This window comes from Coleofasciculus sp. LEGE 07092 (genome assembly GCF_015207375.1).
In the GTDB taxonomy this organism is placed as follows: domain Bacteria; phylum Cyanobacteriota; class Cyanobacteriia; order Cyanobacteriales; family Coleofasciculaceae; genus LEGE-07092.
Window position 1 is genome coordinate 1 of sequence record NZ_JADEWY010000008.1, and the last position, 14,472, is coordinate 14,472.

Sequence of the window (14,472 nt, forward strand, 5' to 3'; positions counted from 1 at the left end):
TCAGTGACTTTTCCGGCTCCACAGAAAATCGTAGTCTGATTACCACCTTAGGGGCTGGCACTTATTGGCTTAACGTTTACACCCACAATAGTGAGCAAAATACTGCCTATACCCTCACCGCCGAATCAACAGCTCTCCCTACAGTTATTCCCGAACCAGGCAATGACTACAACACCGCCCTTGATATTGGTGTTCTAGGGACGCAGCAAACCTTCACCGATGCCGTGGGGAGTCTTGACCGCAAGGACTTCTACCAATTTACCCTCAATCAGAATAGCCAAGTGAGTCTCAACCTAAGTGGGCTCAGTGAGCCGGCTCAAGTGGCGATTATGGCGGATTTGGATGGAGATGGCATCGTAGACTCCAATGAGAGTGTGGAATTCGATACCATCAGTGACTTTTCCGGCTCCACAGAAAATCGTAGTCTGATTACCACCTTAGGGGCTGGCACTTATTGGCTTAACGTTTACACCCACAATAGTGAGCAAAATACTGCCTATACCCTCACCGCCGAATCAACAGCTCTCCCTACAGTTATTCCCGAACCAGGCAATGACTACAACACCGCCCTTGATATTGGTGTTCTAGGGACGCAGCAAACCTTCACCGATGCCGTGGGGAGTCTTGACCGTAATGACTTCTACCAATTCAGCCTCAATCAACCCAATCAGGTTACCCTACAGCTAATTGATTTACAAGAAGATGCTGATTTAGAACTTGCTGTTGATATCAACGCTGACGGCAAAATTAGTTTCAATGAAGTGCTCGACAGTGCAAGATTTAGTGATAATCGCGATCGCACGATTCAAATTGACCTCGCCAGTGGCACTTATTTTGCAAGGGTCTACACGGACTCAGTGAATAGTAACACGAGCTACACCCTTGTTGCATCTGGCTCAGGAACGACTCTCAATGCGCCTAACCTAGTTGTTACGAATGCGACTGCACCCACTACTGGGGGTATTCAAGACACTATAACTGTAGGCTGGACGGTTGAAAATCAAGGAGAGATTCAAGCCTCAGCCAACTGGTACGATGCGGTTTACATCTCTGATGATCAGATTTTAGACCTTTCAGAAGGTAGCTCTGATACCAGGCTGACGACCAAACTGACAGGAGTACACACGCCCTTAGCAGCAGGAGCTAGCTATACCGAAACCATCAATGTCACTCTTCCGGATAGTGGTATAGGCGATCGCTATTTACTCTTTCTAGCCGATAACTATGGCTACCAGGGGGAAACTCACGAAGATGATAACCTCTATGCGCTGCCGATTACGGTTTCAGCACCGAACTTAGTCGTTTCTTCGGCAACCGCACCAGACACAGCGGGTTTAAATCAGAGGATTGATGTAGGTTGGACGGTAGCAAACCAGGGGGGAAACATTGCAACCGCGAATTGGTATGACCAAGTTTATCTGTCTGATGACCTGACGCTGGATGTGTCTGATACTCGACTAGCGTCTACCTGGACGGGAGCGAATACACCGATTGAAGTCGGTGAAAGTTATACGGTTAATCCTAGTGTCTTGATTCCTGGGAATACGGCGGCTGGCGATCGCTATCTACTCTTCGTTGCGGATGGTTCTAGTCATCAAGGCGAGACAGATGAGACCGACAATATTCTAGCTCGACCGATTAGCATTGCAGGTCCTGATCTGATTCTGTCCAATGCTTCGACAGCCACCAGTGCTGTGCCGGGTGAAGTGATTGAGATGAATTGGACGGTGCAGAATCAGGGGGTTGCCACCGCCTTGGCGAACTGGTCGGATTACATTTATCTCTCGACTGATAATGTCCTTGATGCAGCGGATCAACGCATTGCTACGGCAGCAACGGGTAGCGAAACTCCTCTAGCGACAGGAGAGTCCTATACGATTACACGGGATGTTCGCATCCCAGAAACGGTACTGCCAGGAAATTACCATCTCATTTTTGCCGCAGACGGGAGTCGAAACCAGGGGGAATCGAATGAGGCGAATAATCAGTTTGCTCTGCCACTTCAGGTAACGGGTCGAGATTTGACGATTTCCAGTGTAACTGCCCCTAGCACAGGGCAACTCGGTAGTAAGGTATCGGTAAGCTGGACAGTTGCAAACCAAGGCGATGCGGCGGCTATAGCTGGCTGGGTTGATCACATTTATCTGTCGGATAATACAACCTTAGATCAGAGCGATCGCTTAGTCAGCTCTGTGTCAACCGCGAATCAGATGCCCTTGGTGGCTAGCGGTAATTATACCCTGAATGCAGACCTTTATCTGCCCAACGACACCGCTACAGGAAACCGCTACCTGCTGTTTGTTACGGATGGCAACAACAAGGAACGAGAACTGAATGAAAACAATAACATCCTGGCTCAGGGCATTACGCTCAATGGTCCAGACTTAGCCGTGACAGAGGCTACGGCTCCTGAATCCGCCAGTCTGGGGGATGAGGTTGCTCTGAGTTGGACTGTGATTAATTCAGGGAGTCACTCAGCGTCCGCCCCCACTTGGTCTGACCAGATATTCTTATCTAGTGATACCACGCTAGATGCCACTGATACGCTGATTGGGACTCACATCCGTACTAATAACATCACTTTAGGAACAGGTGAAACCTACACCCAGCAGCAGATGGTAACGATTCCCAATACCGTAGCGGCGGGTAGCCAGTATCTTCTTTTTGTCACCGATGGTGGAGATGCTCAAGGCGAAACCAATAGTGGGAATAATGTCCTAGCCCAATCTATTGACCTGGCTGGACCTGATCTGACATTTACAGCTACACAGGCTCCTGCCACGGCTCATCGAGGCGAACTGGTTGACGTTTCTTGGACGGTGGAAAATCAAGGCGCAACAGGACTATTGCCGAATCAGTGGTACGACGCAGTTTATTTGTCCAGTGACGCAGTTTGGAGTAGCAACGACCAGTTTATCACTGCCGAGCCGATTACCCCTTCGGAGACTATTGTCCCTGGAGCGGGTTACACAGTCAATCGCTCTGTGTTTATCCCCACTAATGCGGCGACGGGCGATCGCTACTTGCTCTTTGTCACTGATCAGCAGGGAGTCCAAGGGGAAGCCAGTGAAGGGAATAATGTGACGGCGGTTCCCATTAATATTACGGCGGGGAACCTGACTGAAGACATCACCTGGAGTGGGGTGATTGCCCTTTCTGGATCACTCACAATTCCTGAAGGGGTAACGCTAACCCTAGAACCGGGAACAGTGGTTAAATTTACGGGCGCTTTCGCAGGCTTAAATATTAAAGGGACGCTGGATGCTAAGGGAACGTTAGACAATCCGGTGGTGTTCACTTCCTGGCTGGATGATACAGTGGGTGGGGATAGTAATGGTGATGGCTCCACGAGTTTACCGGAAGCGGGAGACTGGCAGGGGATTACGTTCTCCGGTGGCAATGCAGTGGGGACGTTCAACCACGCAATCGTCCGCTACGCCGATCAAGGGATTCTGGGTATCCAGCAGGGTGTCAGCGTCACCCTAGAGAATTCCCAACTTACCCATAATTATCAGGGAATCTATGTCTACACGCCTCTGATTGAAATTAACGGGGATAATTTGCTGATTGCCCGCAACCGCTATAACGGTATTTTCATGCGGGCTGATTCCAGAGGGGTGTTTCGGAATAGCACCATTGTCGAGAATGGTTTCTATGGGTCGGGCTGGACAGCGGCTGGGATTCATCAGGGGGCAGCCAACCTTACCCTAGAAAATTCTATCGTGGCATTTAACCGCAATGGTTGGGATCACAGTGGTGATGTGCCGCTGACGAATATTAATCATTCAGTTTTCTATAATCCCGGTGGTAAGGAAGTCGTGTGGGATGGAGATCCCGGTGAGCCAGATTTAACAGCAAATGGGAACCGTGTAGCTGATCCGCTTTTTGTGAATCGGTTTGAGGAAAATTATCAACTGCTTCCAGGTTCTCCGGCAATTGATGCTGGGGTAGCGACCGATGCCCCACCCCAGGATTTACTGGGACAGGAGCGGTTTGATGATGTTGGTATTGCCAATCGTGGTACAGGTTCTCTCGACTATATCGACATCGGAGCCTATGAGTATCAGGGTCGCACTAACAGTGCTGATTTGGCGGTTACGACGGTCACGACTCCAACGCCAACAGACGTCAATATCGGAGACACGTTTACCGTCAGTTGGACTGTTGCCAATGAAGGGGAGATAGCCACTAACGCGACCTGGAGCGATCGCGTTTATCTTTCTGCTGATTCGGTGATTAGTCCAGATGATATCTTACTCGCCACTCGACAGCACACCACACCTCTAGCTCCGGGAGAAAGCTACACAGAAACCTTAACCACCACCGTTCCCGTTACAGCCGGACCCCAATATCTCCTAGTGGCAACGGACGTAACGGAGGTTGTCACAGAGTCCGATGAAATTAATAACAGTCGTGTCTCCTCTGAACCCCTAGCTGTGAATGTGCCAGTGCTGGCTGTCGGAACTCCTGCCAATGGAGCCGTGCAGGTGGGAGAGTGGACGTATTTCCAGATTACAGCAGAGCCAGGAAAAACCCTGCGACTGACTCTAGATAGCGCCACAACTGCTGGCACGGTAGCCCTCTATGGTCGTGCAGGTGCGCCACCAACCCTGACCGAGTATGACGCAGTAGCAGCGAACCAGCAACCGGATCAGACCCTGAGCCTACCAGATACTGCTGGGGGAGACTACTACATCGGGGTGTATGGGCAGTCCTTAAACGGGGCAACCCCGTTTTCATTAACAGCGGAGAATCCAGCTCCGGCTCTCTACAGTGTGACCCAATCGACGGTTACGGCGGGGGGACAAACTACCCTGGAGTTGGTTGGGGATAGTTTGACCGCCACAGATACGATTAAGCTGGTGGCTCCAGATGGCGTGACTGAACTGACTCCCGTTTCAGTACAGTATCAGGATTCGACCCGCACCTTTGCGACATTCAATCTGGCTGGGGTGGATTTGGGAGCCTACAGCGTGGTGGTGGAGCCTGGGAATGGGACAGCGCCGTTGCAATTGCCCGATGCTGTTACGGTGAAGTCAATGGCGAGTCTGCAAAGTCAGATCTTTTCAGCGAATCTCTCCGCGCCTAACTATGTGCGACCTGGGCGGGAAGTTACCCTGACCGTAGACTATCAAAACCTCAGCGGTTCTGACTTGCATAGTCCGCTGTTGAGCCTCACCAGCGACCAGGAAATTGAGTGGCAGATTCCGGGTACAGATCAGTGGGTGAGGGACACCTCGATTAGCTTTCTGGGGTTGAGTAATAATGGTCCCACGAATTTCTTGCAAGCTGGAGAAAAAGAAAGCATCAGCTTTAAGATTCGCACCCCCCTGAACACCGAACCGTTGAACTTTGAACTCTATGCCCTGCAAGGGGATGGCAGTGGTAACTCTAGCCAGCTCATTGATTGGGATGAATTGCAAACTCAGAGTCGTCCAGCCGGACTCAGCGATGAAGCGTGGGACGCGATTTGGGGCAATGTGCAGGCTCAAACAGGGTCAACTTGGGCTGATTTTGTGGCAATGCTGGGGGATAATGCCGCGTACCTGGCTAAGTTAGGACGCACCGACTACAACGCCCAGGATTTGCTGGCGTTTGAGGTATTGCAGGCTAATGGTTTGAATCCGGAAACCTATCTGGCGGCTGGGGAGGATGCTTTTACCCCTGCACCGGGTTTAGATGTGCGCTTTGTACGGGTCTATGGGCAGTTCCTCGGATCTCGTTATACCGATGGGCTACTAGGCTATGGCTGGACTCATAATTATGACCTATTTGTAGAAGAAACGGATGATAATCGCGTCCTCGTCCATTGGGCAGATGGCTCCTTCCGTAGCTTTGTCGCGGATGGAGAAGGGGGATATGAGGGCGTACCTGGAGAAGACGGTATTCTTACCCGTAAGAGCAATGGCACGTTCCAACTGCGGGAACCGTCCGGTCTGACCTATGGCTTTGGTGATAATGCTAAGTTGGCATCCATCAGTGACACGAACGGCAATACCATCACCGCTAGCTACGCTGATAATCAATTGACTCAATTGACCCATTCAGCCGGACAAAGCCTCACCTTCAGTTACGCTAATGGCAATCTGACCCAAGTTAGTGACCAAAATGGTCAAACTACCACCTATCAGTACGACAGCACGGGTAACTTCTTAGAACAGGTTACGACTCCCGATAACCAGACTACCACCTACGCCTACGACACAGCCAATCGCGCCCTCACTTCCATCACCAACGCCACGGGAAACACCCTCACCTACAGCTACGATAATCTGGGACGCTTACAGACGGCGGCGCTCAATGGTGGGGCAGAAACGGTATCCTACAGCTATGATTCTGCCGGAACGGTGACGGTTACGGATGCAGCAGGTGCTACCTCCCAACTCTTTTTTGATGAGCGGGGAATTCCCAGTCAGATTCAAGATGCAGAAGGTCGGGTGTATCAGTTTGGTACATCCCCTGATGGGAACTTGATGCGGATTACTCAACCTGATGGTTCCGATGCAGAAATCCGCTACGATGGGGCAGGTTATCCAACGCAGATTGTGGATGCCTCTGGTAATACCATTGCTCTGAAGTTTGACCCAACCTACGGTAACTTGCAATGGATTCTGGATGCCAGGGGTAATACCATGCGCTATGAATACGATAGCGCTGGGAATCTCACACAAATTAAATATCCCGATGGCAGTACGGAAGGGTTTACAGTAGATGCCCAAGGCAATCTGGCAAGCTACATCAACCGTCGGGGAGAAACGATTACCTACAACTATACCGAAGATGGGTTGATTGCCCAGCAAACGAATCCTGGAGAAACTCCAGCTCAATATACCTATGACACAGAAGGCAAGCTGCTTTCTGTCACCGATGCCCAAGGAATGACAACCTTAGACTATGATGCCAATGACCGTCTAGCAACCATTACTTATCCAAATGGTCGTTTCTTGTCCTTTGAGTACGATGCAGTAGGTCGGCGGACGCAACTTACCGGGTCGGATGGGTACTCAGTTAAGTATGCCTATGATACGGCGGGTCGTTTGCAACGGCTAACGGATGGCAGTGATGCGCTGATTGTACAGTACAGCTACGATGCAGTAGGGCGTTTGGCGCGGGAAGATAAGGGTAACGGTACTTACAGTACCTACGAGTATTTTACAGACGGTCAGCTTAAAAGTCTGGTTCACTATGCACCAGATGGGTCAGTTAATTCTCAGTTTGACTACACCTATGATGCTCTGGGACGGCAAAATAGTGCGGTGACATCGGATGGTGTCTGGACGTATGAGTATGATGCTACAGGACAATTGACCCATGCTGTTTTTGTCTCGATTAATCCCCAAATCGCTGACCAGGATTTGACATATATATACGACGCGGCAGGCAACCGGATTCGCACCATTCACAATGGGGTGACAACGGAGTACACAACTAATAATTTGAATCAGTATGAAACGGTTGGGGATGCGACGTATTTATATGACGAGGATGGAAATTTAATTGAGAAAACTGAGCAGGGGCAGACTTGGCAGTATGGCTATAACAGTGAGAATCGGTTGGTAAAGGTTACTGCACCGGATGGGTCGATTACGGAGTATGAATATGATGTTTTAGGTAATCGTACTGCCACGATTCAAGATGGACAGCGCACTGAGTATTTAGTCGATCCGTTTGGTTTGGGTGATGTTGTTGCTGAGTATGGCGGAGGTGGTTTAGCGGCTCAATACACTCACGGTATAGGACTGGAAAGTCAGATTGCGTCAGGGAGTTCTAATTACTACGACTTTAATGCGCTCGGGTCTACAACAGGCTTGACTGGATCAAGCGGAGGTTATCTCAATCGCTATACTTATCTGCCCTTTGGGCAGGATATTTCGGAGACTGAAACTATTGCCAACGCATTCGAGTTTGTTGGGCAATGGGGAGTGATGGAAGAGGCAAATGGTCTTGATTTCATGCGGGCACGTTATTACGCAACTGACCTTGGACGTTTCTTGGCGGAAGATCCACTGAATTTAGAAGGAGGAAATAGTAACTATTATTCGTATGTAGTTAATAGTCCTTTAATAGCAGTTGATCCTCAAGGACTTAAACCTAATTTCGGTGAAATTGTAAGCACAGGTATAGGAGGTGCAGCTGGTGGTATCGCTAGTGATGCACTTGGAGGTAGCTCTGGTGCTGTTGCTACAGGAATTGGTGCTATTGCTGGAAAATTAGGTGGATTCTATGGTGGAAGAGTTGGTCAGCTTGTTGGACTAAATTTAGGACTTGGAGTTGGTTCTCTTTTGGCTCTTCACCCTGTAGTAGCAATGGCTCTAGCGCTATCTTGGGCATATGGTGGAGGGGTTCTTGGAGAAGCAATTGCAGGAGGAATCGCGGGAGGAATCGCAGGGGCGCTGACAGCAAGATTAGGTGAACTCATAGCAACAGAGCGTATCGGTAATATCTTCTCCCTCACCCCCGAAGACAAATTCGGTCCTGCAGGCTACGACGCCCCCGACACCCCCATAGGCGAAGAAAAACGCTACATCTCCCCCGACGAAAACTTCCACTACCGCATCGACTTCTGGAACGACCCCGACGCTACCGTTCCCACCCAAACCGCCATTATCAAAGACCAACTCGACCCCAACCTCGACTGGAGTACCTTTGAATTTACCAACTTCGGCTTCCTCGACTGGAACATCGATGTCCCCGGCGGTCAAACCATCGACACCCGCGTGGATATGCGCCCCCTCTTCAACCTCGCCGTCGATGTCAACGCCACTTTTGACCCCGAAACTGGCGAAATCGAATGGATATTCCAAGCCGTAGACCCCATCACCGGCGAACTTCCCGAAGACCCCTTCGCCGGATTCCTCCCCCCCTTCAACGAAGACACCAAATACGAACTCGGCTGGGTCGAATTCACCGTAGACCCCAAAGACGACCTCCCCACCGGCACCCAAATCGCCAACCAAGCCTTCGTCCAATTCGACCTCGTTAATAACTTCAATCCTGCCCCCAAAGAAGGTCCCTGGATTAACACCATTGACGCTGACGCCCCCAGTAGCACCGTCAATCTCTTACCCGCAACCACCACCAGCGAAGAATTCCTCGTTACCTGGTCGGGTACTGATAACGGTAGCGGCATTGCAGGCTACACTGTCTACGTCTCCAAAAACGGCGAACCCTTTACCCCCTGGCTAGAAAACACCCCCCTAACCGAAGCCACTTACATGGGTGAAATCGGTAACACCTACGAGTTTTATTCAGTCGCCCTTGATAACACTGGTAATGAACAAAACATCCCCACCGCAGCACAAACCATCATCACCCTAGAAGAACCGCCAGTCGTACAAGAAACCATTGGAGAATATGGAACCCTCACCAATCTTGATCACAATTGGCAAACCATTATCCTCAATCAGAACTACATTAACCCCGTCGTCATCGTTTCCGACCCCACCTTCAATGGGCCCGATCCAGCAACCGTCCGCTTACGGAATGTCACCGGAAACTCCTTTGAACTGAGAATTCAAGAAACCAACTACAAAGATAATATTCATACAACAGAAATTGTCTCTTACTTAGTGGTAGAAGCCGGAGACTGGGAACTGAGTGATGGCACCCGAATTTCAGCTCGAACCCAACACTCGAACTTACTCTCCTCTCAAGGATTTGAAACAATTCCTCTCTATGGGTTTAACCAAACACCAACGCTTCTAACCCAAGTCCAAACCTATAATGGCATCGACTGGGTAACTACCCGTACTCAAAACATTACGGCTAATAGTTTTGAGTTTACCATGCAGGAAGAAGAAGCCTTGAATGGCGGAGCTCATTTAACAGAAACGATTGGTTGGTTAGCCATCGACCAAGGAACAGGTGAAGACAGTCAGACCCTCTTCCAAAGTGGTTTAACCAATATCAGTTATGATCACAATCCCCAAAATACACCCTTTGAACCAGGTTTCTTCACTACCACACCTACCCTCTTAGCCAAATTAGGCTCCTATCAAGGACCTGACCCGGCTAATCTCCGTTTAGACCATACCATAACTAACTCAGGATTTACAGCCAGAGTTTATGAAGACCAATCCTTTGATTCAGAAATCACTCACGTTAATGAACAAATTGCCTTCTTAGCTTTAGAAAACTCCGAAACTAGTGATAAAACAATTAATGCTACTGCTCTGGATTTAGAAGTCAATTTTGGTGAATACGGAACCCTCACCAATCTTGATCACAATTGGCAAACTATTATCCTAAATCAGAACTACATTAACCCCGTTGTTATCGTTTCCGACCCCACCTTCAATGGACCTGATCCAGCAACCGTCCGCTTACGGAATGTCACCGGAAACTCCTTTGAACTAAGAATTCAAGAAGCTAACTATAAAGATAATATTCATACCACAGAAACTGTCTCCTACTTAGTGGTAGAAGCTGGAGACTGGGAACTGAGTGATGGCACCCGAATTTCAGCCCGAACCCAAAACTCCAACTTACTCTCCTCTCAAGGATTTGAAACCGTTGCTCTATCTGAATTTGCTCAAACACCAACGCTTCTAACCCAAGTCCAAACCCATAATGGCACAGACTGGGTAACTACCCGTACCCAAAATATTACCGCGAATAGTTTTGAGTTTACCATGCAGGAAGAAGAAGCCTTGAATGGCGGAGTTCATTTAACAGAAACGATTGGTTGGTTAGCCATCGACCAAGGGATTGGTAATGATGGAGATAGTCTCTTACAAGGAGGGTTAACGGAAAGCACCTACACAGATAGTCCAGAAATCGTTAATTTTGAACAGGCTTTCAATGAAATCCCCATTGTCTTCGCCAAACTCGGTTCATATTTTGGTAGTGATCCTGCCAATATTCGCTTAGGATCAATTAGCAATTCTGGATTTGAAGCCAGAGTCTATGAAGACCAATCTTTTGATGCAGAAATTCTCCACACTAATGAACAAATTGCTTTTTTAGCCTTGGGTGATAGTTTGGGATTGTTTACTGGAAGCTTAATTTAGCGTGAGTTCGACAGGTGGAAAAAAGCGCCCAAAACAAAACTACATTTTGACCCCAATATACCAGTAACAACTTCAGCCTAACAGGAGAGAGGAGTAAGATTTCCTACACCTCTGCTCCCCCACACTCCTAACGTCCCGAAGCAGCAACCTCATTAACTGGGAAGCGTTCGAGTAACTGGATAGCCCGAATTGCATTGCGTTTTAAGGAATTGGACAAGGGTGGCACATGGGGAATTTGTGATAAAAGCTCTACAGTGCGGCGCAACATTCGCACGATATCCCCTTCATCCAAGCTAGTGTTTGCACATAGCTCTGTCCATTCAACACCTAATGCCCACTGTTCCACAATCCCGATCAAGTCACGCTCTAACCAAACGGGTAACGCAACATCATAGCGGCGCTGTAGCTGAAAGAGCTGACGCCGTGTCTGCTTTAATGCCTCTAGTGCCTGTATGACTGGCTCAGGTGGTAAGTAGTTTGTCCAGCTATCGGGACGAGGTGTTTCAGTAACCAGAGCGCAAGCTACTGCTGCTAGATGGTGAGGGTCTAGCTCATCAAATTCCCCTGACATCATAGCTAAACCTACCCATAATTCGTTATCGCCTCGAATCGCGGCAGCAGCTTGCCCCAGAGAGGTGGGCGTTACATTCTCTAAGCAACCAAACGCCCTCAAAATTTCCATCAAATTCAGAAATTCTCGCCAGTTCTGAGCCTGATTTTCTCGAAATTCGGCTTGACGCTGGTTAATTTCCTCTTGTAGAGCTAATCGGCGTTTGTGACGCTTGAGCAGTTGTGAGGGATTGCCCCACTGCTGCATGAGATGATTTTCAATTTGAGCGGCTACCGCCTCTACAACCTGCTGTTGAGCAACCACTTCGGGAGGCACCGCTATCTCTACAGCCCTGGGAATTTGAGCAGCGATGGCTTCTGTTTCTGGGGAGCCGCTCCTAACTTGACCGGGCTTCAGACTTAGTTCTATGGGGGGGACTAGGGCAGCAATCCCTCGTACTGGCAGTTCACCATACCAGCCACTTACATCAGCCGTTGTTGCTACATACCAGCGATTGTCAGCACTCAAGCAGACCAAATAAGGGAATTGTCCGCGACCTTTTTCCTTGGCAATCAATACGGCTGGAATGGGAGCGGGAACTGGCACGTATTTTCCTTTGAGAGCGAACAGAGTGCCAGGGTGGGTATCTTGCAGGGCGTGGGCAATTTCGCTAGCTTTTACGGCTTCGGCTTGCCGTTGCAGGGTTTTGAGCAATCGCCGCTCCTCTTTCAGGCGTTCCTTTAGTTTTGCGTAGTTGGAGAGGGCTGCTAGATCTACAGGTGCTAATTGAATATCCAGTTTCGTCAGTTCTGTTGTTAGCTCAGTAATTGCCTGTTGCTGAGGTTTTAGGTACAGAGTTGCCAGATATTGGGCAAAGCTGCGTTCTACTAAGTCTTTGGATCGATTTAAGGTGTGGGTTTGTAGCAAATTCAGCACCATACCGTAAGTAGGCGTGAACTGGCTTACAAGAGGGTCGGCACCGGTGGTTGCTAGATAGGCTGCTTCTTTTGCTCCTTCAAATGGTGTTTGCAGTGTTACCACATAGCCGATAGTATCCATTCCCCGCCGTCCTGCCCGACCCGCCATCTGCAAAAACTCAGAGGGTGTCAGCAAACGGTGTCCCCGGTCGGTACGCTTGGACAGGGAAGAAATAACTGTGGTGCGGGCAGGCATATTAATCCCGGCTGCTAGGGTTTCGGTGGCAAATACGACCTTAACCAAACCCAACTGGAACAGTTCTTCCACGAAGGCTTTCCAAGCGGGTAAGATTCCGGCATGATGAGCTGCAATGCCGCGAGAGAGTGGTTCCACTTGTCCGGCGCGACCCACTTCAAGATTGTGACTCAAGAATCTATCAATACGCTCTTTAAGGTCGCTTGCTTCTCGTTGGTTAACAAGGGATAAGTCACCCAATTCCTCTACGGAGCGATCGCAACCCCGGCGGCTGAAGATAAAGTAAATAGCTGGCAACATATCGCGTTGCCGCAGTTGTTCGATGACGTAGGGAAGGCTGGGGCTTTCTGGACGCCCGCCTCGACCCCTACCTTTTTGACGTTTGGGTTTAAGGCGAGGATTGATTTTAGTTTGGCTGGAGTCCAACAGAGGAAACAGTCCCTTAGGGTTGCCAAAGCTGAACTGCAAGGGAACCGGTCGGAAGTTGGAGTAAATCAGTTCAGTTGAGCCGTGAACTAGATTTAGCCAGTCCGTTAACTGGTCAGCGTTAGCAATGGTGGCGGAGAGGGCAACGAGCTGGATCTCTGGTGGGCAGTAAATAATGGACTCTTCCCAAACCGTACCCCGTTGTCGGTCATTCATGTAATGGCACTCATCAAGTACCACTGCTTCCACCCCTTCCAAGGACGTGCCAATCTCCCCAATGGGTGTGCCGTAAAGCATATTACGGAAGATTTCCGTGGTCATCACCAAAATAGGAGCGTCCCGATTAACGGAGATATCGCCAGTCACCAGACCCACTTGCTCTACCCCAAACGCGGCGCGAAAATCTCGCAGTTTTTGGTTAGAGAGGGCTTTTAGGGGGGTTGTATAGAATACGCGACCGCCCCGCGCTAGGGCTCGGTAAATGGTGTATTCCCCGATTAGTGTTTTCCCGGAACCCGTAGGAGTACAAACCACAACCGAGCGACCGACGTTGAGAGCAGCAATCGCCTGTTGCTGAAATTGATCGAGTTCAAACGGAAATAGATTTTTGAGGTCAAGCTCTATCGAGCGAGTAGAAACGTTCACACAAGGTCTTTCCAATCAGTGGCTCTAGAAAATTCCCAAACTTTGACTTGAATTCATATTGTGTCATTACCCACATTTTAGGAAGCCTAGAGCCGCATGGCAGAGATATATCTTTTGTTTCGATGAGGGAGTGGGGGTGGAGGGGGCAAAGGAACATAACACCTCAAGAGTTTTTTTATCTCTTTATCTTTTTATCTCCCCACTCCTCACTCCCTACTCCCCACTCCCTACTCCCCACTCCCGTTCGGACTTCGGCGTGAGCGCTCAGTCGAACGCTGACGCTCACGGCAAAAGCCCACTCCCTAGTAAGACGTTTTTTCTCCCAACTAAGTCGATGTCGCTATCTAAAAATTCAATGAAATTTTCCGATTTCGTCCTGATAGTTCATATTTTGATCTGAAAGAAACAGTAGAAACTCTGACACGGAGATCTACTATGTGCAGTTATGAAAGCGGGTTTTTGGGTCAATCCCGTTTGGAGAAGGGCAGTGAAACCCCTGTCTTTCTATGGGGTCAGTTAGTTGGCAATTTAGCTTTTGAATGCAAAGGTGATGATGATAATCGTGGTAGTGGTCGCTAAATAGTAATACCCGATAACGGGCATTAAAACCGCTGATACTTTGGGGATAATAAAAATCGAATTTAGCAATTAAAAAATAACCCAGCCTTT

The 14,472-nt window shown here is 49.1% G+C and carries 3 protein-coding genes; 2 read left to right on the plus strand and 1 reads right to left on the minus strand.

Annotated elements, in window-relative coordinates; translation table 11 throughout:
• The first annotated feature begins 224 nt into the window (after nucleotides 1–224).
• Entirely contained in the window at nucleotides 225–11,009 is a 10,785-nt protein-coding gene (locus IQ257_RS03275; RefSeq protein ID WP_322744164.1) for a CARDB domain-containing protein, read from the plus strand.
• A 127-nt stretch (nucleotides 11,010–11,136) separates the two neighbouring features.
• Here the strand turns inward: IQ257_RS03275 and IQ257_RS03280 are convergent, their stop codons facing one another.
• A complete protein-coding gene (locus IQ257_RS03280) occupies nucleotides 11,137–13,803 on the minus strand; it encodes a DEAD/DEAH box helicase (protein WP_193872018.1) in 2,667 nt (888 codons plus the stop codon).
• 435 nt (nucleotides 13,804–14,238) lie between these two features.
• Here IQ257_RS03280 and IQ257_RS03285 point away from each other — a divergent pair, with 435 nt between their 5' ends.
• Nucleotides 14,239–14,382 carry a hypothetical protein gene (locus IQ257_RS03285; protein WP_193872020.1) on the plus strand — a complete coding sequence of 48 codons (144 nt, stop codon included), beginning with the start codon at nucleotides 14,239–14,241 and terminating at the stop codon, nucleotides 14,380–14,382.
• Nucleotides 14,383–14,472 lie beyond the last annotated feature (90 nt).